The organism is Desertivirga brevis (assembly GCF_017355835.1).
In genome coordinates this window covers 1-23,531 of record NZ_JAFEWF010000011.1, presented here as the reverse complement: position 1 = coordinate 23,531, position 23,531 = coordinate 1, and the positions used below count along the sequence as shown (strand labels likewise).

The following is a 23,531-nucleotide window of genomic DNA, read 5'->3' as shown; positions in this document are numbered from 1 at the left end:
ACGATGTTTTAATTTCCCAATGGCAATTCTTACTTTCTTCCAGAAGGTTGTCCGGTTGTAGTTGGTACCTCGCCAGCTTCGATATATTGTTTAAAATTCCTTACATCTTCACGGATAATGTTTTCCGCTACTGGATTAAATAATTTGGCAATTCCTGTGGCGATGCCTCCTACTGGAGCATGGTAGCTAAACACTACCTGCACCTCGGAACCTCGTCCGCCGGGAGCATCTTTAAATTCCACCTTGCCAGCATTTTCTACAACCGATCCCTGAAGGGCGCTCCATCCAATAAACTCATTCTCGCGTTCCTTCACTATTTCTGCATCCCAACTAACCGATGGTAAGTACGGGCCAAACTTCGCTTTCCAGTGCGAGTGCTTTTCATCTTTTTGAGTAACTGATTCAAGATGACGCATAAATAGAGGAAGGTTCTCAAGCTTTCTCCAGAATTGATATACTTCTTCCCGCGGTTTGTTAACTGTGAAATACTGTTTTATATTTATGTTTTCAGGTCGCACTCCGTCAGTTCCCATTTGCCCGTAAACGGGGCAATGACCACTTGCTCCTCTGGCAAACAACACGCTACCGGCAACAAGTTTAGATGCGCTCGCAATAGGCTGCCGTACCAGACTCTTAATTCCACTATATATGAGGAAAGTGCCTGCAATTACAGAAAAAATACGTTCAGGAGTATTTACATTTATAACCTTAGGGTCATTCATCATACTGGTATGATCTTTACCAGTGTTTCGGTACATATCAGGATAGATTATTGCCATGCTTTTCTAGGTTTTTTAACAATTTACTTTTTATCAAATTCTTTACTGGTTTGTTAACAGCCTTAAAGAGATTGCTTCTCAGTGATTTTATGACTTTAACAAGCCGCCTTTACTTTCAACTTCATTTGTGAGTTTTTTGCTCGTGCGGTTTCTATAATCAACGCCCAGGTTATTATTGAGTTTAACTTATTTTTAAATTCAAGACAAATCCGAGGAAATGCTGTTAATGTTTAGAATGAATATATTTTGCCGTTTAAGTGTTTGCCGGCCCTTTAGTTAATACATATACTTGTTGAACAAATTGTAATGAAAAAGATCGTCTTAGTTCTCCTTTTTTTGGTTTTACATCAAGCTTATAGTCAACAGGTAGCCGATAGCTCATCATTAAAAGAAGTACACGTAAAAGCTTATTTTACAGAGCAACCCCTGTTAAGAGTTCCCTCTTCTATAAGTGTAATTTCAAGCGCTACTCTTCAAGATCATTCCCCATTTTCTCTTGTTCCCGCAGTAAATACCGTACCCGGTGTCAGAATGGAAGAGCGTTCTCCCGGTAGCTACAGGTTTTCAATCCGAGGAAGCTTGTTAAGATCTCCTTTTGGTGTAAGGAACGTAAAGATCTATGTCGACGATTTTATACTCACAGATGCATCCGGAAATTCTTATCTCAATCTGATAGATCCCCGCAGTACCTCTTCAATAGAAGTATTGAAAGGACCTGAGGGCAGCATTTATGGTGCAAATACAGGGGGAGTAGTTCTAATAAGACCCTTCACTGCACAAGATAGCCTAAGTGTTAATGCATCATTGGGTGGGGGTTCCTATAATACATTTAACCAGAATCTATCTTTTTACAAACAGGGCCGGAATTTTTCAATAGGAGTTCACGAGGGATCCCTCCGGTCTGAGGGATACAGGCAACAAAGCAGCGCAAGCAGAAAATATATTCATATTAATCCTGAATGGAGATATTCCCGGATCTCGAAACTAAAGAGCCTTATTTTATTCTCCGATCTAAGTTATCAAACTCCCGGAGGTTTAACTCTAGCGCAATTTAACGCTAGTCCTGATAGCGCACGGCGGCAGGCGATAATTCAAAAAGCAGAAGTTAGCAACAAAACATGGCTGGCGGGCATGGCTAATGAAGTAGCCATTTCAGACAGGTTGAAGCATATTATATCTTTTACTGCTTCTAAGAGCGACTTTGAGAATCCAGCTGTTGCCAATTATGAATTAAGGGATGAAAGTTCCTTAGGTTTAAGGACCTACATTGAATATTCCAATAAACAATTTTATTTCCCATTTACCATTCAGCTTGGCTTCGAGGGGCAAAAGACGAAAATGTTAAAAAATAACTTCGTCAATGATGCTGGAGCAATGGGTAACCAGCAGCAGGGGGCAGACTTGAATGCAAATCAGCGTTTTGGATTTGCTCACTTTTCAGCTGCTGTATCAAAGCAATTATCAGTCGAAACAGGAGTTAGTATAAACCGCTTCAGTTATAGTTATCTCTCCCTTTTTCCAGAAAGTTCAGCAGAGCTGGAAAGAAGGTTTAAAAAAAATGAATTAATGCCTAGATTTGCGGTATCGTATATGCCGCTTCCCGGACTTAATTTTCGCGGTTCTGTGAGTAGGGGATTTTCTCCTCCATCGCTTGAAGAGGTCAATCCCTCGGGAACTGCCATAAATACAAACATCCAGGCCGAGAAGGGTTGGTCAAGAGAGTTAGGACTAAGATTGTCGATGTTAAGGAACAGGGTGTATTGGGATGCGGTTTATTTCGATTATAAACTTAATGATGCAATAGTAAGAGGGGTAAATCCAAACGAAACAGATTATTACGTGAATGCAGGAAAAACAGACCAACGAGGATTGGAGTCTGAGCTTTCCGTGCAATTACTGCCCTTTGCTCAATCACGGATTATCAAATCTTTGCAGCTGAAAAACAGCACCACAATCTATCGCTTCCGCTTTAAGGAATATTTGTTTAATCGCAATGGGTTGAAAGATTATTCAGGTAATAAACTAACCGGGGTGCCGGCACAAACAATCATTTCTTCTCTAAAAACCAGCTTACCTGCAGATTTTTCATTTTTTATTCAGCATAATTATACATCAGAAATCCCTTTAAACGATGCTAATTCAACCTTTGCTAAATCTTATCATTTGCTGAACGCGCGGGTTGCATGGAAATCAGGAAGTAGAAAGTTTCCTTTCGGTTTTTATGTAGGAGGAGATAACCTCCTCAATGAATCATATAGTTTGGGCAATGATCTCAACGCAGCAGGCGACCGCTTTTTCAATGCTGCAGCCCTAAGAAATTATTATTTCGGTTTAACCTTCGGATACTAATTCCATTTTAAGCTTCTGAAGAAATTATTTTTCTCTATTGTCCTGATAGTTTATCTTTAGCTGTTTAATGATGAGTTTTTTGTAAAGCTTTCCGCAGGGGATAAAATGGAGGATAAAAAATTAAGCCAGTCTGTTTTTCAGAACATTCTGGAAAACATGCCGGGCATGGTGTATAGATGCAAGTTTGAGCCAGGCAGATCTGTTCTCTATGCCAGCAAAGGTAGTTTCGATTTAACAGGGTACCTCCCTCATGAGTTAGTCAATGCACCTTTAGGTTTGGGCGGTTTGATTCATCCTGAAGACAAGCAATTGCATTCGAAGCGCCTCTCAGAACATTTAGATAAAAAGGAAGATTTTATTTGCGAATACAGGATCCTTACTAGAGACGGCAAGCAAAAAAGGGTTAGAGAGGTTGCCAGCGCCATACCCGGCCCAACAGGAATTGTTCTTTATTTAGAAGGTTATATAGTTGATATTTCAGAAAAAGGGGAACCTCAAGTGGATCAATCCTCCCTGGAGATGCAGGCTAATGCTGTAAGCACAACAGAGAGAAGGCTCAGGGCTGTTCTTAACGCTATCCCCGATACCTTGATCCGTATAAACACGGCCACTGAAAAGTGTTTTCTTTATTCTCCCGATAGAGGGTTTAGCGATTATCGTAACTCTGATCTTGAACGCTCAATCGCAGATTATTTACCTGCTCAGATTCATAAACCTTTTCTTGCCTCGGCAAAGGAAGTCTCATCCTTGGGTAACATGGTAACTTATGAGTACCAGATGCAAGAGGGTATGGAAGAGCGATATTTCGAAGCCCGGATGGTGAAAAGTGGTGAGGAGGAAGTATTTGCAATCATAAGGGACATCTCAAGTACTATTGCCGCACAAAAGGATAAGGTCAAAGCTTCCGAAGCTCTTATTAAACGCGAAGATCATTTTAAGGCAATAGCCGAAAGTTCACCCGTGTTGATTGTGGAAGTAGACCGGGAGCTTAAGATCAAATACATTAACACTCTAAAAGTAAGGAAGCCTGAGGAAGTTATTGGAGCTGCTGCTTATTTTTTTACACATGATGATTATAAGGAAGTGTTTAGAGATAAGCTTGAGTTATGTTTTAGAACCGGAGATAAGCAGCGACTACAGATCATGGGTCAGGGAGCTACTCCTGCTGACGAATGGTATGATATAAACATTGGTCCGGTAAAAGACCGTCAAGGCAATATCGAAAGTCTCGTATTGCTTGCTCAAAATATCACTCATATCAAGAAAAGTGAAAAAGAGAGGGAGCAGCTCTTGAAAGAGCTTAGTCATCGATATAACGAATTAATGCAGTTTAATTATGTCGTATCTCATAACCTTCGTGCTCCCGTAGCTAATATTTTGGGTATATCTTATTTGTTAAAAATTGGGTTGCCGGTGGAAGAAACAAGGGAGGTGCTAGCAAATTTGGTTGAGTCAGCAGAGGCAATCGATGCCCTTATAAAAGATCTCAATGATATTTTAGCGGTAAGATCACCGCTAAACGAAAAAAAGGAATTATTCTTTATAGATGATATAATCCAGGGTATCCTACACGATCTGGAAACACAGATAAAGCTGTCTCATGCAGTAGTTGCGCTGGACCTATCCGTGAACGAAATGCTTAATATAAAGAGTTATATTCAAAGTATTCTCCATCATCTCATTTCGAATGCCATTAAGTATAAGCATCCTGATAGAATACCCCAGATATCTCTAAGAACTTTTAAGGATGAGGAGTATACTTATATAGAGGTGCAGGATAATGGAATAGGTATAAACCTGAAATTATATAAGCATCAGTTATTTGGTTTATATAAGCGCTTTACTAACTCAGTTGAGGGTAAAGGGTTAGGGCTGCACATGGTAAAAGCACAGGTAGAATCATTGGGTGGAAATATTTCTGTTGAAAGTGATTTGGAAATAGGGACAATATTTAAGATCAGATTAAACAATATTTAACAAAACGCCCCTGAGCTTTTTTTATCTTTACTGCATCTAATGCAGTCGATCGATAATTATTTCGAAAAGTATCCCGAAAGAGTGTTTATCTTTCTTTTATTACTGGCAATTCCGGCTTTTTTCATCAATCTCGGATTGTTACCTCTTTTTGCCGATGAACCAACAAGGGCTAATGTAGCCTTAGAGATGATCTTAAGTAAGAATTATTCTGTACCTACGGTGGGTGGAGAATATTATTACAATAAGCCTCCTTTTTACAATTGGATACTCGCCTCATTGTATCTGTTAACAGGCAGCTACTCTGAGTTTGTAACGCGTCTACCCGCAGAAGTTCCAATGTTCCTGTATGCTATAACCATCTTTATTTCCGTTAAGTATTTCCTTAAAGACAAGAGGATTGCACTGGTAAGTGGAATGTTCTTTATGCTAAATGGAAGAATGTTGCTGTACGATTCGATGCTGGGACACATTGATATTTTCTACTCCTGGCTAACCTTCATCTCGTTCATGGGTATGTTCTACTTCTATCGTAGGCAACAGTGGTTCCAGCTATTTCTATCTACGTATATCATTACCGCTATCACCTTCCTGTGTAAAGGTTTGCCATCTATCGTTTTCCAGGGTTTCAGCATCATTACCCTGCTTCTTTATACCCGAAATTTCAAAAAGTTCTTCAGTTGGCAGCATATCCTTTCAGGCGTCATTTGTCTGACGATAATAGGAGCATATTTTTATAACTATTCCTTACATAACCCCAACCTTGAAGGATACTTTGGCACTATCTGGGATCAAAGTAGTCAACGAACTGCCGGCAGGGTAGGACTGGCCAAAAGTGTCAAACATGTACTAATGTTTCCCGTGGAGCATTTAGGGCATTTGTTTCCCGTAAGCCTGATGCTTCTTTTCTGCTTTCATAATCAGTTCGTCCGTGGTATCTGGCTAAACGAATTTTTGAAATTTATAAGCCTGATCTTTCTGGCGAATATCTGGGTATACTGGCTTTCACCTGAAACCCGGCCAAGATATTTGTTGATGCTTTATCCCCTGGTAACAATAGTGTTTACTCATGCATACTTCAATTATAGGGAGAGCTTTCCGCGCCTGAATAAGATTTTCAATACTATTCTGCTAATTCTATCCGTCCTGGTGATGTTGGCTGTTCCAGCTGCAGTTATTTCTGGGAAGCTTCCTTCCGTGTCTTTTCTTGTGTTGAAAGCAACAGTTGTTGTGATCTTAATAGGCCTTTGTGTACTGGCTATTATCAAGACAAAAAACTACAAGATAGTACCATTCCTGGCCTTCCTGATTATTGTTAGATTAGGTTTCAGCTTATTTGTTCTTCCTGAGAGGAACGTCAAACATGAAGGAAATTATTATAAAACAGTATGTACAGAAATGGGAAAGGCAAGCTCTAACGCTCCTTTTTATTTTTATCAATATCATCCGGAAGTAGTAAGCATTCCGTTTCACGACAGGCTTATTTTCTATATAGAACGGGCCCGTAACGCCAAGGTTAAATTCACCGAAGAGGATAGTAAGCCAGGTTATTATCTTACCTTTGACCGCGATTTGAAAAATCCTGCTGCAGTCTTGTTAAAGACGTATGAAGGCAATCTGAAATTATTTAAAGTACAATGAGGGAACTTTCTGTAGTAATTACAGTTTTAAACGAGCGAGAGAATATTACTCCATTGATTGAAGCTATTCGTAATGCCTTAGGCGGCATTGACTATGAAGTCGTATTTGTAGATGACGGGTCGAACGATGGAACTCAGAAAGAAATTAAGAAACAGGCTGATGAGCGCATTGTACTGGTTGAATTAAGAAAGAATTATGGCCAGAGTACTGCTATGACAGCAGGTATCGATCATACTACAGGAAAGTATGTTGCACTGCTTGACGGTGATCTTCAAAACGATCCTTCTGATATTCCTTTTATGTTGCAGAAGCTTAAAGACGAAGATTGGGACGTTGTGGCGGGGAATAGAAAAAACCGGCAGGACGGAATGTTCCTTCGTAAGATTCCTTCGAAAATTGCAAATGCACTTATCCGCAGAATGACCGGTGTTTATATTAAAGATTACGGATGTACCCTGAAAGTATTCAAAAGGGAAATCGCTGAGGATCTTGGAATTTATGGAGAGCTCCATCGCTTCATACCCGTACTTGCAAAATTACAGGGGGCTAATATCACACAGGTTGATGTAAAACACCATGCCCGGATATTTGGAAAATCAAAATATGGATTGAACCGAACTTTTAAGGTAATGTCCGACTTGATCACCATGGTTTTCTTCCGGAAGTATATACAGAAACCCATGCACCTTTTTGGTTCTCTCGGCTTTATCGCCTTGTTCCTTGGAATTGTAATCAATTTGTACCTTCTGGCATTAAAAATAATGGGTCAGGATATTTGGGGTAAGCCTATCCTCATCCTTGGTTTGATCTTTCTTCTGGGGGGCATACAGCTGATCACTATTGGAATCCTGGCTGAAATAAATATCCGTACATATTTTGAAGGGACTAACCGAAAGACATATCAGGTAAGACGAGTGTTTAATGGACAAGAAGAAGTTATCTAATGCCGCCAAGATCTTATTAAAGATCGGGGTGACAATATTGCTGATCTATCTTATCTCAAGAAAGATAGACCTCGTTCAGGTAAAAGATATTTTCCTGAAAAGTGATCCTTTGTATATCTTTCTTGCCCTTGTTGCTTATTGTCTTTCTCAGGTTTTTTCTTCCTGGCGTTTGTTAGACTTTCTGAGAAGTATTGGGATGGATATTAGTTATGGATACAACCTGCGTTTATACCTGCTGGGTCTATTCTACAATGTTTTTTTGCCAGGGGGAATAGGTGGCGATGGTTTTAAGATCTATATTCTTAGAAAAAAATACCAATTGCCTACTAAGAGAATTTTTCTGGCATTGCTGCTCGACCGGCTGAGTGGTCTCTGGGCAATAGGCACTTTATGTGTAATTCTGATTATTTTGATTCCTCAAGTGAAAATTGCGGTTGCTTTGCCTATTGTCGCCTTGATGCTTGGAACGTTGGTCTATTATATTGTCCTTAAGAAGTTTTTTCCAGACTATTCCAGGTGTTTTTTGCCAGCTCAGGGAAAAGCTTTGATAGTACAATCCTTCCAATTACTAGCGGTGATATGTATCCTTCTTTCGCAACAGTTTGTCGGGAAGTTTTCGCCTTACTTATTCAGCTTTTTAGTGGCTTCTGTTGCAACAGTAATTCCGGTTACATTCGGGGGTTTTGGATTAAGAGAATATGTAATGACTCACGCTTCAGGAGTATTCAATATGAACCAGTCGCTTGCAGTTTTCGTTACACTTGCCTTTTTCATTATTTCTACCATTGCAGCTCTCCCGGGGATGTACTTTGTATATCGCTCAAGCGAATTCGCTAATCCTCCAAGCGAAGAGGAAGCGGAGCAATTTGAAAAAGATGCCGACCGCTCTATTGAACAACAGTCTCCTTCTCCTTAAACCACGCAAAGAAAGACTGCAATCCATCATGTAGATTAGTAGACGGATTGTATCCTAGCAACTCCTGAGCTTTAGAGATATTAGCATACGTTTGAGGTACGTCTCCTGGTTGTTCTGGTTGTCTGTCAATAATTGCCTTTTGACCACAGGCTTTTTCCACCGCTTCAATAAGCTCGCTTAAGGTCACCGTTTTATGATTACCCAAGTTTATGATTTCAAAATTACTTTTATCGTAGTTGATGGCAGCAATAACCCCTTTTACTGTATCTGCAACAAAGGTATAATCTCTGCTGGTGCTTCCATCTCCATATACCGGGATAGGCTGGTTTTGTAAGATCGATTTAAAAAACTTGTGGATAGCAAGGTCGGGACGCTGACCTGGCCCATAAACCGTGAAAAACCTAAGGGCTATAAAGCGAATGTCATAAAGGTGACTGTAAACATGCCCTAGCATCTCTCCTGATAATTTTGTCGATGCATAAGGACTGATAGGAAGAAGTTTCTCTTCCTCATGCCATGGCACGTTCTGGTTAACTCCATAGACGCTACTGGAAGAGGCAAATACAAATTGTTTAATCCCTCTTTCCTTTGCAAATTCAAGTAATGTTTGAGTTCCGCTAACGTTGACATCCTGGTACAAAACAGGGTTATTGATACTAGGTCTGACACCTGCCTTTGCCGCCAAATGTACAATAACATCAATGTTCCGGATTTTTCTCAGGTCCTCAATATTTCTGATATCCCCCTCAATAAAGTCGAAATTAGCGTTCTCGGTAAAAGCTCCGATATTCAGTCTTTTCTGCTCAATTGAATAAAAAGGATCAAAGTTATCTATACTGCTGACGTGAGTATCAGGATCCTTAAGTAACTCTTTGATCAGATTGCTACCAATAAAACCAGCTCCGCCTGTAACCAGGATATGTCTCATGTAATTGATTTAAAGTTGAGGGCACCTGCGCCTGTAAATATGCATGGAAGCTTTATGTGCCTCAAAAATAATTCGCAAAGCTACATTTTTAAATCTTTTGCGCTAGAAGTACAGCTCATTTAAAAGTAAAACATTAGAAGGCCCGGTCGAAATACCTCATTTGCCCTTCATCAATTGAGCTTAGGGTTTAACTAATTATTACCTAATTTCGCACCACAGAGGTACAGTTTTGGTGCATCTGATCCTGTATAAATATAAAAGGTAAAAAAATGAAAATTCTTATAACTGGAGCAAGTAGCGGAGTTGGATTTGAAGCAGTTCTGGAGCTGATTTTAAAAAACGAAAATGAAGTAATTGCCTTGGCTCGTTCTCAGGACAAGCTGAAGAGATTATACGAAATTGCGAAGGACTTAAACCCGGAGGCTAACCTCTTTCCTGCAAAATTTGATATTGTTCACGATGATTATAGCTCACTTGCTAATTTTGTTACAGAGCGGATTGGTAGAATTGATGTGCTCATCAACAATGCAGGTCAGTTGATTAATAAACCTTTCGAAGATACTACACAAATTGACTTCGTTGAAATGCTTCAAAGCAATCTCCTGGGGCATGTTAAAATGATCCAGAATATGTTGCCTCTTCTAAATGACGGAGCTCATGTAGTCAACATAGGCAGCATGGGTGGCTACCAGCATAGCGCGAAGTTTCCGGGACTGGCTGCTTATTCTGCAAGTAAAGCTGCACTTCATACCCTGACCGAGTGTTTGGCTGCAGAGTACACAGAGCGTAATATTCGCTTCAATTGTCTCGCCTTAGGTTCGGCACAAACAGAAATGCTTGAACAGGCTTTTCCTGGATATACCTCTCCGGTAATGGCTTTTGAGATGGGGAAATACATCGCGGATTTCGCTTTAACGGGGCATAAGTTCTTTAATGGGAAGGTAATTCCAGTTGCTCTGACTACGCCTTAAACCCGAAAAGTAGAACTAGTTTAAAAAAGTTGTTTTTTTCTGTTACAAGGGAGGGGTACTCGTCGTCTAAGTAAAACACACACTTAGATTATGAAGCTTTATCTAACCTTACTTGTACCATTACTTTTCCTTTTCGCGTCTTGCCAGAAGAATCAGTATGTGGATGTAGTTGAAAACAGGACGATCATTGTAAATATTCCGGCAAGCAGCTGGTCTACCAAGAATTTAGGAAAGAACTATTTCGCTACGATAGATATGCCTGAAATAACGAATGAGTTTAATGAAAGGGGGGGAGTGCTTGTCTATTTAACTTTCGGAAACAGAACTTATGAGAAGTTGCCGCAGGTATCCAACGGGGTGTCATACCGGTTTACTTCGAGCCCAGGGCGAATAGACCTGGAGTTGGAAAGCTCTGATCCTGGGACCACTATTACACCTCCCGGTCAAACAATAACAGCGAAGATTATCCTTGTAGAATCCCAATTCTAAATATAAATAAAGAAGCCGGTCTGAAATCAGCACCGGCTTTTATATTTGGTTGTTTTGGTCTTCCTTAGCTTGTTATTCCCATTTTATTAAGAACCTCTGCACTTACACCTGTAGTAGAGTAACCGCCATCATGGAATAAGTTCTGCATAGTCACCATTCTGGTAAGATCAGAGAATAGAGCAACACAGAAGTCTGCACAAGATGCGGCATCCGCATTACCAAGAGGTGAAATCGCATCTGCATAATCGAAGAAATCACCAAATCCTTTGATACCGGTACCTGCAGTAGTTTTAGTTGGAGATTGAGAAACTGTATTGATCCTTACTTTTTTCTCTACACCGTAGTGATATCCAAAGCTGCGGGCGATTGACTCAAGCATTGATTTGATATCAGCCATGTCAGTATAAAAAGGATAGGTGCGTTGGGCGGCCATATAAGTTAAAGCCACAACACTTCCCCATTCATTGATTGCATCAAGTTGTCTCGCAACACTCAACATCTTGTGAAACGAAAGTGCAGATATATCGATGCCTTTTAAAAAGTAATCGTAATTAGATTCAGTGTAAGGTATGTTCTTACGCATATTAACACTCATACCAATAGAGTGAAGAACGAAATCTATTTTACCTCCAAGTACTTCTTGAGATTGAGTAAACAAGTTTGTTAAATCTTCAATACTGGTTGCATCAGCAGGAATAACTTGAGAATTAGTTTTTTCTGCTAAGGCATTTATTTCTCCCATGCGCATTGCAACAGGAGCATTGGTAAGAACAAAGGTAGCACCTTCCTCATGCGCTTTTTCTGCCACCTTCCAGGCAATCGAGTTTTCATTTAAAGCACCTGTAATAATGCCGCGTTTACCTTTTAATAAGTTGTAAGCCATTATCAAATAATTTGGTGGGCTAAAATAAGGAAACTATTCGGTTAGTTTAAAAATAAAAGAAACAGATTGCAGAGTCACTTTAGGCCGCATATCTATCGCTGAAGATCCAATCGTAATTCGTAAATCCCCTTATCCTTCCAACAATTCCTTAGCATGTTGCAGGGCAAACTCTCCCGGATTCTCTCCGCTAAGCATTTTTGCTATTTCAAGTACCCGTTCCTCCGTTGAAAGCTCCCTGATATTTGTATGAGTGATATCCTCCCTGTCATCCTTATAAACCCAGTAATGGGCACTTCCCTTACTGGCGATCTGAGGAAGGTGAGTAATGGCAAGCACCTGCATGCTTTCCGAAAGCCTTTCCATAATACGGCCTACTTTCTGAGCAACCTCTCCTGAGATACCTGTATCGATTTCGTCGAATATTATAGTAGGTAAAGCGATATGACGGGAGATCAGAGATTTTATAGCAAGCATTAATCTGGAAAGCTCACCCCCTGAGGCAACTTTATTCATAGGTGCCGGTTCTTGACCTTTGTTTGCCGAAAACAGGAATTGTACTTTGTTCCTTCCATTGCTGTTGAACTCATCCTCAGAAAGAAGAACGTTCTCAATCTTTAGAACAGAGTTTGGCATGCCCACATCAGCAAGCATTTCTTTCACCTTCGCCTCGATAGAGGGAATAACCTCATTTCTGCTGGCGGAAAGAGTATCTGAAAGTACTATCAATTCTGCTCTTAAATGTTCAATTTCAATCTTCAGCTTATCCAATTCTTCTTCTGACGAGGAGATTGAGTTAAGCTTATCGGATAACACGTCTCTGATCTCAATTAACTCTTTGTTGCTGCCAACACGGTGTTTCTTCTGAAGCTTATAGATTAGGTCTAAACGTTCATTTACCTCGGCAAGTCTTTCTTCATCAATATAAGTACCTTGTTCCAGAGTTTCTATTTCCGATTGAATGTCCTTGATCTCAATCAAGCTGCTTTGAAGCCGTTCCGTTAAACTTACCGCGTCAGGCAAGAACTTCTCAATTTGTTGTAACTGATTCAAAGCCTCTTTCAAATTCAGAAGCGCAGATCTTTCGTCTTCACTTAACACGAAAGAAGCAGCAAGTAAATTCTTCTTGATCTCTTCAGCATGTGTCAGGCTATTCAGTTCTTGCTCTAAGCCATCCTGCTCATCTTCCGATAAGTTAGCCTGATCCAGCTCTTCAAACTGAAACTGAAAGTAATCCTGGTCCGACTTTGACTGTGTGTTAATCTCTTCAAGCTCTTTCAGGCGGTTAACCGATTTGCGGTATGCTTTGTAGTTCTTCTGATAATTCTGCAGCAAGATTTCGTTAGCTGCAAGTGTATCTACTACCAGCAGTTGAAAATCTTCATTATTAATTTCCAGCGTAGCATGCTGGGAGTGAATGTCGATAAGTCGCTCCCCTAATTCCCTTAACGTTGTAAGATTAACAGGAGTATCGTTGACGAACGCCCGAGACTTGCCATCTGCAGATATTTCCCTTCTCAACACCGTTTCTTGTTCCAAATCCAGGTCCTTTTCCTCGAAGAAAGTATTTAGTGCATAACTGCCGATATTGAAATATCCTTCAATAACGCATTTCTTCTGTTGATTATAGAAGTATTTGCTCTCTGCTCTTTGTCCCAGGATCAGAGAAAGGGCTCCAAGTATAATAGATTTTCCGGCACCTGTTTCTCCAGTGATGATATTCAGGTTTTCAGAAAAATTGATATCAAGATTTTCAATTAAAGCGTAATTTCTGATGGTAAGGCGACTAAGCATCTTTTATGCAGCTAGAACTTGTTTAGTTATTGTTAGATGATTAATTGTTGAACGAGTAAAAAGTTTCAAAATGAAGATCAACAATATATTTGCTAATTCTTTCTCAATATCTCGTACTTGGTAATATTTGCAGGATCCAGCGCGCTAAGGATATTATAAGACTTTACTCTTTCCTGAGGAGAAGCCTGGCTTAATACGTTCACGAGCTCATTAGCTTTCGAGGTAAAGAAGACCTGGTTCACCATTGCTCCCTGCTTTTGCTTGTCGATCTTCTGAAGAGTTGGAAGCAGACTTAGAATATGCTTCCTGCCCTTATTCTGATTATCATGCATCAAATCAAGGCCATTCCTGTGATATTCGTATAGAACTTCGCGTATCGGATTATAATCCTTGTTCGTAAGGTTTTCTACAAGCCAGTACCGGTTCCTCATTGACTCAAACGCTTTCCATCCTATAAAAGCTGCGTTTTGTGCATTATTGACAACGTTTTGCGCTCTTGCATAATACTGGCTTCCCCCCATTTTGGAGAAGGTGTCGTAATCCATTCCAATAATAATGTATGCATAGTAAGCCAAAAGGGAGGATAAGTTATTTACATAATTTTGGTCTGAATAGTCTAAAGGCTGTCCTTCTGAATACGTGAAAGCAAAATCCTTGTCACTTAGGTTAAGAACAGTACTGTTAAAACTACTTCCATAAACAGGGCGTGCAGACTGGATCTGTGCTTCTGCCTTGAAATTTGAAGAACCGTCCCATTCAAGGATATTGATCACAAAATTACAATCGATCCTTTCCTGTGATCCGAAGTTGTCATTAGACCATTTCCTGTTATTTAAGAAGTCTCTTATTGCCGCCTGTAATACTTCTAAAGGCCTTTTATTAGTATTTTGAACCTGCGGAGATAATATTTGGACCCTGGCATTCAGATCTTGTGCCTCAGTTTTAACAGTAAACGTAAGCAATAGCAGGATTAACAGGGGTATATATCTTTTCATTTTATAAAGGCTAAAATCTTACTGCAAATATCCTTAGCTACTTCCTCTTTTGATTTCAGGTCGAAGGTTTCTTCTGTCTGATATTTATCAATGATCGTAATCTTATTGGTATCAGACTGAAATCCTGCGCCTTTATCATTCAAGGAATTTAGCACAATGAAATCGAGATTTTTTTTCTCCAGCTTCTTTAACGCGTTTTCACGCTCATTATTTGTCTCAAGTGCAAATCCTACAAGAACTTGACCTTCTTTTTTTGTCCGCCCCAGGCTTGACAGTATATCAGTCGTTTTTACAAGCTCTATATTGAATTCCTGTTCGTCCTTCTTAATCTTATTCTCTGCCACCTGCTTAGGCTTATAGTCTGCCACGGCTGCACTCATAACAGTGATATCGCATTCAGGAAATATCCTTTCAACTTCACTCAACATTTCCTGTGCTGAAACTACATCACGCCTGTTGATCCATTTATTAGAAACCTTAAGAGATGTCGGGCCGGTTACCAGATGAACTTCTGCTCCTTGCCTTTGAAGTTCTTCCGCAATTGCAAATCCCATTTTTCCGGAAGAATGATTGCCAATGAATCTTACGGGATCAATAGCTTCATAAGTTGGGCCAGCTGTAACTAAAGCCTTCTTGCCCTTTAGAGGAAGCCCTGACTCGGTTTGCGACTGTAAGAAGTGAAAAATTTCTTCAGGCTCAGCCATTCGCCCTTCGCCTACAAGTCCGCTGGCAAGTTCTCCATGTCCTGGTTGAATGATCGAATTACCGTAAGACAAAAGCTTTTGAATATTAGCCTGGGTAGAAGGGTGTTTCCACATGTCGAGATCCATTGCCGGCGCAAGAAATATTGGACATTTAGCGGATAAATAGACAGCGGTGAGAATATTATCACATAGCCCGTTTGCGAACTTGGCCATGGTGTTGGCGCTGGCCGGAGCAATAACAATATAGTTAGCCCATAGTGCCAGGTCTACATGGTTGTTCCACTCGCCTGTCGTCGAGTTGAAATATTCGGTATAAACTGGATTTTTAGATAGAGTGGAAAGTGTTAGAGGACCGATAAAATGGGTTGCATCTTTAGTCATAACAACCTTGACATTTGCTCCGGCCTTAATCAACAATCGGGTTAAGATGGCTGACTTATAACAGGCAATACTGCCACAAATGCCCAGTATGATATTTTTTCCTTTAAGCATAAAATTAAGGGCCTTTCTAATGTTCCGGCCGCAAGCTGATTAAGGCTTATGCTTTTGCCTCAAGCCCCTTTCAGGCTCAAACTTACATAAAATTGCCTTTTAAACTTTATCCCTCAAGGTATAAAATTTAAAAGGCAATAGGTATATAAGAACAAATTACTTCTGCTCTTTTGAAGGATTTCTGTAGTAAACTTTACCGTTCAAAAATTCGTCCATGGCAATAAGATTCGGTTTCGGCATACGCTCGTAATGCTTAGATATCTCAATTTGCTCACGATTTTCAAAAACTTCTTCAAGATTATCGTTAGAAGAAGCAAACTCAGAAAGTTTGTTATGCAATTCTTCTTTCAAGTTAGCAGAAATTTGATTCGCCCTTTTTGCAATCACAACCAGCGACTCGTATAAGTTGCCAGTAGTTTGGTCAAGTTGACGCACATCCCGCGTAACTGTACTTGTTGGTACTCCTTGTGTATTTTTAGTGCTACTCATTTTCAGCTTGTTTATTATCTTCCTTTTTGTTGTCGTTCTTTTTGTTATTTCCCTGCTCGGCAGCAAGGATCCTCTTAACCTGCTCAATTCCTTGTTCAGACTGTTTTCTCATATCCCTAACTTCCTTCAGGTATTTACTGTTTGCAAAATCCTCAGCGAACTCATCAGCCATGGTAACAGCTTCAGTGTATCGTTCTTCCTGTTTTGTTTCCAAACTGTTCTGAGCATAAAGGATCTGGGCTCTGATACTCAGGTATCCTATTTCCTCTGCATACTTCGTGTCCGGGTAATCACGTAAAACGTTTCTGAATGCAATTACTGCTGCCCTGTAGTTCTGCGCATCATAGTCGCCAGTGGTCAGGTACAGTTTAGCATTATCAAATGCTTTTTTCTCCAATTTATCCCGAAGGTCCTGAATAAGCTTACTTGCATCGGAAACTCTTTCGCTCTTTGGGTACAAGTTAATGAACAACTGCAAAGCATCTATGGCTTTAACTGTATTGTCTTGATCCAGCGAGTAGTTTGGAGACTCCAAATAATAACAGTAAGCAGACATGTAACGACACTCTTCTGCTTTCGGACTATTTGGATATGTATCTGCAAAAACCTTGAACTGATATCTTGCGGTAGTGTAGTCCTTTAACTTGTAATTGGTATACGCCAAATAAAAGGCCAGATCTTCCGCTTCATCCCGACCTCTGTATTTCTGGTTAAGGTCGTCAAATAGTATAAGTGCTTTACTGTATTTCTTATTGTTGTATAGACGGATACCTTCCTGGTATTTCTTACCAGTATCGTTGCTTGCCTGCAATTTTTCAAATTTACTTTTGCAACCAACGGCAGTAGCCAACATTATTATTAAGCAATGCGTTATAACACGCTTGTTTTTAAACATCCTGCAAAGATAGGTTAAATCTCTTATTTGTCAATCTATTAATTGTTCCGAAAGTACTAGCTTTTAAAACAGCTTTCAGGGCTTTAACAAACTTTAACAGAAACGTAACAGCCCCTTTCTTTATTACGCTAATCTTGTTTATGAAGAGTCCATGCAACACCAATGCTTAGCAATTTGTCGGCCTTTAAAGACACACGTGTGTTAGTTAGTATTGTTGAAAATCTTAATCTGCCAACATATATACCTCCTCCTAATTCCACAAATGGAATGATATCCAGGTACTCAAATTTGTTGTTGGTAGACAGGATTGGGGTTAATCCGAAATCTACAAAAGGAATAACTTTGGATGTAAAGGGCCGGAAGTTCAATTGTTGGTAAAAGGGAAATCTTAAGAAATGTTCTACAAAGTCGTGCTTCTCGTAATTGTAATTAACATACATATAGTTAATGCCTGTTCTTATCGAGCCTAGTTTGCTTTTGTCTTTGCGGAAAATGTCCCAGAAGTAGCCAATGGAAAAGCTCGAGCTGTTTTCTAAATAATTTGTAATATTTTTCGGCAAAAACATTCCTGCCTGCAGTTCGACGCCACGTTTGGAAACAGCTTTCACCTTGTAATTATAGTCTTTTGAAGCTTCATTTGGGGCAAGACAAGAATTGTACTTTTGTGTAATTTCAATAATGCTTCTATCTTCAAAAGGGATGGCGTCAAAATCGAAGGTCGCTAATTTCTCACAGTCAGAGAACAGGGCCCTAAGTAGTCCAGTGTACTTTTTTCTCAGGCTGTAAAATGTATCAATCATTGTTTCCTCCTGGCTCAAGGCGAAGTATTCTTCTCCTTTCCTTAAAACATATACAAAATCAATTTCCGTAAGGTATATTGGCTTAAGTTCCTTCTGCGAAAGCTGCAGTTTATAAAGGTCAGTATTCCCTTTTACAAGCACCTTTGCAAATCTCGGGTCGCTAATCGTATCTTGTGGATTTAAACGGAACAGGATTTTTCGAAAAGTTATAGAATCTGAAGCGAAAGTAAATTCCTCTACATCATTTGGTGTGTAAAGGGTTTTTTCATCCGACAAATTCTTTTTGAAATAGAACGATTTACTTAGTCCCAACTCGCTGTCGCGGAGGATGTACCCGGAGATGGTGTCAGTTTTATTTATAAAATAAGCTTTTTCGAAATTTTTGTTTTGCGCTTTACTCGCTTTAAAAGAAATGAGAAGTGCAGAGAAGAGCACTGCGAGTGTGAAAGATTTAGTATTCATATAATTATAGTCACAAATATATAAATCCAGGCGAATATAAAAACGAGGCGCAGGGGCCAGGCCTTACTGATCAAATTATCAACTGATGTCCTTGTTGCTAATATCTAGTGGTAGTGACTGAAGAAATAACAGTACTCGTTCTGGTGAAATACTTTGTTTTGTAAATTAAAGTAGAAGCTACGGGTTTTCCATTAACAAACGCAGGAGAAAAAACTAAAGCTTCTGCCGGCATTTTTGAGAAGTTCATTGTGCCTGCATTATTATAATCGCTTGATTTAAGTTGATAGCTGCATTTGTTCAAAGTCCCATTTTCATCCAATTGAAATATGAAATAGAGGTCACAGTTGATGTTAAACCGAGGATGACCGAAAGAACCTAAAAACTGCTCCATAAAGGAAGGGATCCCGGTACCCAGACCTCCGATTAAAGCAGGATGTTGAACGGTGTCACCAACCTTGGCAGGTATATCATAGCTTACTGTGCTGGCAGGCTTGTTAACCTTTAGTGTTTTGGTGCTATAGTCATAGATCTGCTCCATTTTTTTATCAGAGCTGAAAAAGATCCATCTGCCAGCTCTTTGGTCATTTTCATAGCGACCGTCTGCTAGTAACACCGAGTCCTTATAAATATAGGCTTTTCCGTGTCTGATCTTTTTGTTGTCTTTAAGAACCTCATATTTCAATACCAGGTTACCAAACAGGTATTTCTTTTTTTTAACAGTTTCCTGGCAAAAAGATGATGAATAGAATAAAAGGAGTAATAAGGGAAGGTTAAGATATTTCATAGCGTTAAGTTTTAAGTAAAGCTATAAATTTAATTTCAACAAGTCCTTAATCTTCTCCCTTAAATCCTGGATTACCCCCTCTTCAAACCAAGGATTGGTCTTTATCCAATTTCTATTCCTTGGAGAGGGATGTGGCAACGGAAAGTATTGAGGAAGAAAATCCGTATAAGCTCGGACTGTTTCTGTAAGTCCAGACTTATAATTCTTCCCTAGATAATAGCGCTGTGCATATTGTCCTATTAATAATATAAGAGGTTTGGAACTATAAAGATCCATGATACGCGAGTGCCAAAGCGGGGCGCATTCTCTGCGTGGAGGAAGATCTCCTGATTTGCCTTTACCTGGATAGCAGAAACCCATGGGCATGATAGAAAAGTACTCAGGGTTATAAAATACCGATTCATCAATTCCTAACCAGGCCCTTAAAGTTTTTCCGCTGGCGTCATTCCATGGAATTCCGGTCTCATGAACGCGCCGTCCCGGAGCCTGACCAACGATAATAATTTTAGAAGATGAGGATAGTTGGACTACGGGTCTCGGCCGACAGCCTAATCCTTCCTTACATATTACACAACGTCTTATTTCTTCAAGAAGAGTATCCATTACAAAACAAGGGAGTCTGAGATTATCTAACGGTGATGATCTTTATAAGTTATCTTTAACTTAATATTCTACAAAAGCTGGCAAAAATGCTATAATACTAATCGTAGTACGGCAGTTAATTTTGGTCTACAATAACCAATATCGCTGAACCTACTTTTACTTCTTGCTGGGCGGCAGCGTACACTATATAATTTAATGAAAGATCAACTATTCTATTTTTCCACCACTACGAGGCGGACGTTTTTAATTCTGACTCTGGCTATATTCTTTATGAACTTGACCAGTGTTGCAGCCCATGCTGGAAAGAGAAGGACTGATTCGACCATCGATACCTTACGTCCCGACCTTATTGTAGCCAAAGATGGTTCCGGTTCTTTCAAAACCCTGGGAGAAGCTCTTCTTAACGTTACGAATGCATCTACCCACCGTATCATTATATATGTAAAGAATGGCGTTTACAACGAAAAGGTTACTGTTAACCGGCCTAACGTAACCATCATTGGAGAAAGCAGAAAGAATACGAGAATAGAATTTTCGATTCCAGCAGGAAATGAAAGCATATCAAGGGGTGTATTTAATATTTTTGGGAACGGAGTAGTCCTCGAAAATCTTACAATAGCGAACACCTATCCACACAGGCGTCACACCTTTGCCTTGTACGGACGAGGCTCTTTTGTGATTACTAAAAATTGCGACTTTATAGCTAACGGAAATGATACTGTTGCCTTATGGGCCGAAGGAGGAGGATACTATTACCATGACAATTGTCACTTCGAGGGGAACATTGATTTTTTATGTCCGCGCGGCTGGTGTTATGTCAACAACTCGACCTTCTACGAAGTAGACACCAGAGCTGCCTTGTGGCATGATGGTGGTAAAGATCCGGGAAAGAAACTTGTTATTAAAAATTCTAAGTTCGATGGTGCCAGGAGTTATCCGCTCGGTCGTTATCCCCGCGACTCCCAATTTTATCTTATAGGTTGTCAGTTCTCAGATAGCACAAGGAATATTATAGATACAAATGCTCCCTCTAGTCCTAATGATGATTTCCAATGGGGAAGACGAGTTTATTTCGCAGATTGCTCTGCAGAAAAAGGAAAACCCCAGTGGTTAAACAACAATCTTTCAAAAGCAGCAGGAGCTCCCTCGATAAGCGACATTACTGCTAAATGGACATTTGATGATAAGTGGGATCCGGAAAGAACAGATGCACCGGAAGTTCTGGAGGTCAAAATAGGAAAGGTACATCGTACAGTTGATGTCGTTTTCTCAGAACCGGTGACTGTACGGGGCAATCCGGTAATAAAAACTAAGGCCGGAAAGACTTTGAAGTGGACAGCTTCTAATGGAGGATCAGTATTGCGCTTTGCTCTGCTTGATAAAGGAGATAAGCCTGAGAAGATTGATGTCGGTACAGGTTTGATCTTCGCATCAGAGGCAAGTGTGAACATTAGGGTAGCCGGCTTGAAGTTGAAACCTTAGTTGTTATGCGTTATATTAAGGGTTTCATTGTTGAGTGTTTCCTCCCCATTTATTTGATTCGTTCTTACTAGCTTTTCTTTTTTACATGATCAGCTAGTTTGTAGCCTTTGGTTTCGTTCTTGTCTTCCAGGTTAAGCAGAATAATGATTGAAATGATAGGAATGAGGAAGGATATGAAAAACCAAAACCAGAAGTTTCTGCCGGTATTGCGAGCCAGCATCCCTGCTATGATCTGAGGGGCGAGTAAAATTCCCCCAATTACTATAATTGCTAATAATTCTGCCACGGACTATAATACGTAATTAACGGAATTGTATTATTAGAAGATCTACTATTTGTATTAGGCAAGCGGAAGTATTTTCCATTGCAAGCGCTTCTACAGGTTTTATTGCCGAGTCCTGTAAAGTCCGGCCCGATTCTTTCTATGGGGCGCCACAGTCATTATACAATTGCTCGACAAGTAGTGCAAAGCGCTCCGGCAATAGATACCCTTGCATTTGGGTATCATAAAAATGATTCATCTGAGTAACGGCCAGACAATTTCATCTCTCCAACAGCACAAATGTAAGGAAGTCAAAAAGCATTTTTACCAAAGAAACCAGCCCTTGCGGCGTTTTGCGGGGAATTGCGGGCATTTGCGGCCAGATGCGGAAGGATGGGTACTTTCTTCGGGGAGTGTTCGGGAAAAGGGGGTACTTTGTTCGGAAAATTGGGGGGTCTTCCCAAATCTGCCTCGAACCTGTCCCGAATCTGACCCCTTTCTGACTGGCTGGAAATGTCCAGCGGCCAGGGTTTTTAAATTCCTGTTCAGACTTTAGCGAGTTTTGGCTGAGAACCTTCTTCCTATATGCTTCCTACCCCCTTCGGATCTGGTGCGGTCTGCTTCCGTTCAGTTGCTTATCAGTTGCGGATAATGTGCGGTTTCAGCGCACGTTATCCGCAACTGATCGGAAGCTGATGGCTAGAGATCCGAAGCAGTACAAAAGCTGGTAGGGCGTTTGCTGCTAATTTTCCGTAAAAACATCCATGAACAGAAGCTCTGCAAGGGCGGATGAAAGTTCTGAAGGTTCTACTTAGCAAATGTAAAACAACCAGACATTCAAGAAAATTGATGGTGGTATCTGGCGGTCAAATGGCGGCACTTGGCGGTGAAGTGATGATAATCCAATCACTTGGCGAGCCATTTCTTCAGCTCTTGTTCAGTCCTTCTTCAGTTCTTGTTCAGTTCAAACCCCGTTTCCGACCTGTTTAGCTGAAGAAAGGGTAACCAAGGTATGAGCGAGAACTGAACAAAGGGGGGGAGAATGGACAGGTTAAGCTGGTCTTCTTTCTCAAAGATTAGGTATGAAGTGTACAAATTAGCGGATGTGATACTTCTTTGCCTTCAACAGTTCCGGCAAAGACATATCTCATGAATACCAAAGGTATAGATAGAGCATAGATAGTGCATAGATGAAGCACAGATAAAGCATAGATAGTCCAATGGAGAGCACTAAATAAGTAGTAACAACAACAATAAGAAAAAATGAAGATCCATGATACTAAAGGACAAAATCCCCTCGTTTAGGAATAGGTTTCACAGGAATGGGAGATCTGCTGAGGGGAAAACCAACACTAACACGCAGATCATCAACTTGTTTTAAACTATTTTAAAAAACAGCTTGACGGCTAAAGAAAAAACTCCCACCTTTGCAGTCCCAAAACGAACAGGACTGGGAAAAACGGAAGAGCGCAAGGCTTACCGGAGTTGAAAGAAGAGAGAAAAAGAAGGTAAAAAAAATTTTAAAATAGTTCTTGCCAGATTAAATAAAGATTCTCACCTTTGCAGTCCCGAAACGGGCAGGTTTAAAAGCAAAAGCAAAACGCCTTAACGCTACTGAAAACCAGCAGAGAGCAAATAAAAACGAAGAAAAAAACTTCAAATAAATTTGCAGAGAAACAAAAAACTTCTCATCTTTGCAGTCCCAAACCAAAGGGGGTCGCCGAAGCGCAATGCAGAAAGCGAAAATTGAAAAAGTAAAATCAGTGAAATTGCCAGGTCAAATCGGTGAAATCAATTGAAATAAAGCCGAACCGAGATGGAGAGGCGCAAAAGTTCTTAAAAAGAAATAATCATGTAGCATAACGGGAAGGAAACTTTTCGTTAGAAAATTTATCCAA

The 23,531-nt window shown here is 40.1% G+C and carries 21 protein-coding genes; 9 read left to right on the top strand and 12 right to left on the bottom strand.

Annotation, left to right across the window (positions count from 1 at the left end; all coding sequences use genetic code 11):
- Positions 1–29 precede the first annotated feature (29 nt).
- Positions 30–779 (bottom strand): SRPBCC family protein, encoded by a 750-nt coding sequence (locus tag J4N25_RS22425; RefSeq protein ID WP_207424055.1) that lies wholly within the window; start codon positions 777–779, stop codon positions 30–32.
- 306 nt (positions 780–1,085) lie between these two features.
- On the opposite strand from J4N25_RS22425, the gene J4N25_RS22420 reads away from it, so the two are divergent.
- The 5 genes from J4N25_RS22420 (at position 1,086) to J4N25_RS22400 (ending at position 8,603) form a co-directional block, all read left to right on the top strand.
- A complete protein-coding gene (locus J4N25_RS22420; protein ID WP_207424054.1) occupies positions 1,086–3,128 on the top strand; it encodes a TonB-dependent receptor in 2,043 nt (680 codons plus the stop codon).
- Positions 3,129–3,233: 105 nt separating this feature from the next.
- Positions 3,234–5,105, top strand: a complete 1,872-nt coding sequence (locus tag J4N25_RS22415) for a PAS domain-containing sensor histidine kinase (protein WP_207424053.1) — start codon at positions 3,234–3,236, stop codon at positions 5,103–5,105.
- A gap of 39 nt (positions 5,106–5,144) precedes the next feature.
- Positions 5,145–6,743, top strand: coding sequence for an ArnT family glycosyltransferase (locus J4N25_RS22410; protein WP_207424052.1), 1,599 nt, complete (start codon positions 5,145–5,147; stop codon positions 6,741–6,743).
- Positions 6,740–7,687: a glycosyltransferase family 2 protein gene (locus J4N25_RS22405; protein WP_207424051.1), complete on the top strand. Its 948-nt coding sequence runs from the start codon at positions 6,740–6,742 to the stop codon at positions 7,685–7,687. Before J4N25_RS22410 ends, J4N25_RS22405 begins: the two co-directional genes overlap by 4 nt.
- A complete protein-coding gene (locus J4N25_RS22400; protein ID WP_207424050.1) occupies positions 7,665–8,603 on the top strand; it encodes a lysylphosphatidylglycerol synthase transmembrane domain-containing protein in 939 nt (312 codons plus the stop codon). Before J4N25_RS22405 ends, J4N25_RS22400 begins: the two co-directional genes overlap by 23 nt.
- On the opposite strand, the gene J4N25_RS22395 is transcribed toward J4N25_RS22400, so the two are convergent.
- The gene (locus J4N25_RS22395; protein ID WP_207424049.1) at positions 8,575–9,531 is read right to left on the bottom strand and encodes a GDP-mannose 4,6-dehydratase; all 957 of its coding nucleotides are present in this window, start codon (positions 9,529–9,531) and stop codon (positions 8,575–8,577) included. The genes J4N25_RS22400 and J4N25_RS22395 overlap by 29 nt on opposite strands.
- 269 nt (positions 9,532–9,800) lie before the next feature.
- Between J4N25_RS22395 and J4N25_RS22390 the strand changes: the two genes are divergently transcribed.
- Together J4N25_RS22390 and J4N25_RS22385 are read left to right on the top strand one after the other, a co-directional pair.
- Complete coding sequence (locus J4N25_RS22390) at positions 9,801–10,502, top strand: SDR family NAD(P)-dependent oxidoreductase (protein ID WP_207424048.1); 702 nt, start codon at positions 9,801–9,803, stop codon at positions 10,500–10,502.
- A gap of 90 nt (positions 10,503–10,592) precedes the next feature.
- Entirely contained in the window at positions 10,593–10,991 is a 399-nt protein-coding gene (locus tag J4N25_RS22385; protein WP_207424047.1) for a hypothetical protein, read from the top strand.
- A gap of 64 nt (positions 10,992–11,055) precedes the next feature.
- On the opposite strand, the gene J4N25_RS22380 is transcribed toward J4N25_RS22385, so the two are convergent.
- The 9 genes from J4N25_RS22380 to J4N25_RS22340 all read right to left on the bottom strand — a co-directional run bounded on the left by J4N25_RS22380 (position 11,056) and on the right by J4N25_RS22340 (position 19,889).
- A complete protein-coding gene (locus tag J4N25_RS22380) occupies positions 11,056–11,874 on the bottom strand; it encodes an enoyl-ACP reductase FabI (protein ID WP_207424046.1) in 819 nt (272 codons plus the stop codon).
- A gap of 129 nt (positions 11,875–12,003) precedes the next feature.
- Positions 12,004–13,665: a DNA repair protein RecN gene (gene recN / locus J4N25_RS22375; protein ID WP_207424045.1), complete on the bottom strand. Its 1,662-nt coding sequence runs from the start codon at positions 13,663–13,665 to the stop codon at positions 12,004–12,006.
- A gap of 92 nt (positions 13,666–13,757) precedes the next feature.
- On the bottom strand, positions 13,758–14,660 hold the full coding sequence (gene porD / locus J4N25_RS22370) for a type IX secretion system protein PorD (RefSeq protein WP_207424044.1): 903 nt from the start codon (positions 14,658–14,660) through the stop codon (positions 13,758–13,760).
- Positions 14,657–15,856, bottom strand: coding sequence for a bifunctional phosphopantothenoylcysteine decarboxylase/phosphopantothenate--cysteine ligase CoaBC (coaBC, locus tag J4N25_RS22365; protein ID WP_207424043.1), 1,200 nt, complete (start codon positions 15,854–15,856; stop codon positions 14,657–14,659). The genes porD and coaBC overlap by 4 nt, the downstream gene beginning before the upstream one ends.
- Before the next feature lie 156 nt (positions 15,857–16,012).
- Positions 16,013–16,345 (bottom strand): DNA-directed RNA polymerase subunit omega, encoded by a 333-nt coding sequence (locus J4N25_RS22360; RefSeq protein WP_207424042.1) that lies wholly within the window; start codon positions 16,343–16,345, stop codon positions 16,013–16,015.
- Positions 16,338–17,240 carry an outer membrane protein assembly factor BamD gene (locus tag J4N25_RS22355; protein ID WP_207424041.1) on the bottom strand — a complete coding sequence of 301 codons (903 nt, stop codon included), beginning with the start codon at positions 17,238–17,240 and terminating at the stop codon, positions 16,338–16,340. The genes J4N25_RS22360 and J4N25_RS22355 overlap by 8 nt, the downstream gene beginning before the upstream one ends.
- Before the next feature lie 128 nt (positions 17,241–17,368).
- The gene (locus J4N25_RS22350) at positions 17,369–18,502 is read right to left on the bottom strand and encodes a hypothetical protein (protein ID WP_207424040.1); all 1,134 of its coding nucleotides are present in this window, start codon (positions 18,500–18,502) and stop codon (positions 17,369–17,371) included.
- A 97-nt stretch (positions 18,503–18,599) separates the two neighbouring features.
- On the bottom strand, positions 18,600–19,286 hold the full coding sequence (locus J4N25_RS22345) for a hypothetical protein (RefSeq protein ID WP_207424039.1): 687 nt from the start codon (positions 19,284–19,286) through the stop codon (positions 18,600–18,602).
- 21 nt (positions 19,287–19,307) lie between these two features.
- Positions 19,308–19,889: a uracil-DNA glycosylase family protein gene (locus J4N25_RS22340; protein WP_207424038.1), complete on the bottom strand. Its 582-nt coding sequence runs from the start codon at positions 19,887–19,889 to the stop codon at positions 19,308–19,310.
- A gap of 195 nt (positions 19,890–20,084) precedes the next feature.
- Here J4N25_RS22340 and J4N25_RS22335 point away from each other — a divergent pair, with 195 nt between their 5' ends.
- Positions 20,085–21,371, top strand: coding sequence for a pectinesterase family protein (locus tag J4N25_RS22335; RefSeq protein ID WP_207424037.1), 1,287 nt, complete (start codon positions 20,085–20,087; stop codon positions 21,369–21,371).
- A gap of 67 nt (positions 21,372–21,438) precedes the next feature.
- On the opposite strand, the gene J4N25_RS22330 is transcribed toward J4N25_RS22335, so the two are convergent.
- A complete protein-coding gene (locus J4N25_RS22330) occupies positions 21,439–21,657 on the bottom strand; it encodes a hypothetical protein (protein ID WP_207424036.1) in 219 nt (72 codons plus the stop codon).
- 765 nt (positions 21,658–22,422) lie between these two features.
- On the opposite strand from J4N25_RS22330, the gene J4N25_RS22325 reads away from it, so the two are divergent.
- Positions 22,423–22,623, top strand: a complete 201-nt coding sequence (locus J4N25_RS22325; protein WP_207424035.1) for a hypothetical protein — start codon at positions 22,423–22,425, stop codon at positions 22,621–22,623.
- Positions 22,624–23,531 lie beyond the last annotated feature (908 nt).

Excerpts from the sequence above, each read along its gene's own strand:
- J4N25_RS22425 (WP_207424055.1), bottom strand. The coding sequence starts at position 779 with ATGGCAATAATCTATCCTGATATGTACCGAAACACTGGTAAAGATCAT.
- J4N25_RS22420 (WP_207424054.1), top strand. The coding sequence starts at position 1,086 with ATGAAAAAGATCGTCTTAGTTCTCCTTTTTTTGGTTTTACATCAAGCT.
- J4N25_RS22415 (WP_207424053.1), top strand. The coding sequence starts at position 3,234 with ATGGAGGATAAAAAATTAAGCCAGTCTGTTTTTCAGAACATTCTGGAA.
- J4N25_RS22410 (WP_207424052.1), top strand. The coding sequence starts at position 5,145 with ATGCAGTCGATCGATAATTATTTCGAAAAGTATCCCGAAAGAGTGTTT.
- J4N25_RS22405 (WP_207424051.1), top strand. The coding sequence starts at position 6,740 with ATGAGGGAACTTTCTGTAGTAATTACAGTTTTAAACGAGCGAGAGAAT.
- J4N25_RS22400 (WP_207424050.1), top strand. The coding sequence starts at position 7,665 with ATGGACAAGAAGAAGTTATCTAATGCCGCCAAGATCTTATTAAAGATC.
- J4N25_RS22395 (WP_207424049.1), bottom strand. The coding sequence starts at position 9,531 with ATGAGACATATCCTGGTTACAGGCGGAGCTGGTTTTATTGGTAGCAAT.
- J4N25_RS22390 (WP_207424048.1), top strand. The coding sequence starts at position 9,801 with ATGAAAATTCTTATAACTGGAGCAAGTAGCGGAGTTGGATTTGAAGCA.
- J4N25_RS22385 (WP_207424047.1), top strand. The coding sequence starts at position 10,593 with ATGAAGCTTTATCTAACCTTACTTGTACCATTACTTTTCCTTTTCGCG.
- J4N25_RS22380 (WP_207424046.1), bottom strand. The coding sequence starts at position 11,874 with ATGGCTTACAACTTATTAAAAGGTAAACGCGGCATTATTACAGGTGCT.
- recN (WP_207424045.1), bottom strand. The coding sequence starts at position 13,665 with ATGCTTAGTCGCCTTACCATCAGAAATTACGCTTTAATTGAAAATCTT.
- porD (WP_207424044.1), bottom strand. The coding sequence starts at position 14,660 with ATGAAAAGATATATACCCCTGTTAATCCTGCTATTGCTTACGTTTACT.
- coaBC (WP_207424043.1), bottom strand. The coding sequence starts at position 15,856 with ATGCTTAAAGGAAAAAATATCATACTGGGCATTTGTGGCAGTATTGCC.
- J4N25_RS22360 (WP_207424042.1), bottom strand. The coding sequence starts at position 16,345 with ATGAGTAGCACTAAAAATACACAAGGAGTACCAACAAGTACAGTTACG.
- J4N25_RS22355 (WP_207424041.1), bottom strand. The coding sequence starts at position 17,240 with ATGTTTAAAAACAAGCGTGTTATAACGCATTGCTTAATAATAATGTTG.
- J4N25_RS22350 (WP_207424040.1), bottom strand. The coding sequence starts at position 18,502 with ATGAATACTAAATCTTTCACACTCGCAGTGCTCTTCTCTGCACTTCTC.
- J4N25_RS22345 (WP_207424039.1), bottom strand. The coding sequence starts at position 19,286 with ATGAAATATCTTAACCTTCCCTTATTACTCCTTTTATTCTATTCATCA.
- J4N25_RS22340 (WP_207424038.1), bottom strand. The coding sequence starts at position 19,889 with ATGGATACTCTTCTTGAAGAAATAAGACGTTGTGTAATATGTAAGGAA.
- J4N25_RS22335 (WP_207424037.1), top strand. The coding sequence starts at position 20,085 with ATGAAAGATCAACTATTCTATTTTTCCACCACTACGAGGCGGACGTTT.
- J4N25_RS22325 (WP_207424035.1), top strand. The coding sequence starts at position 22,423 with ATGAAAGTTCTGAAGGTTCTACTTAGCAAATGTAAAACAACCAGACAT.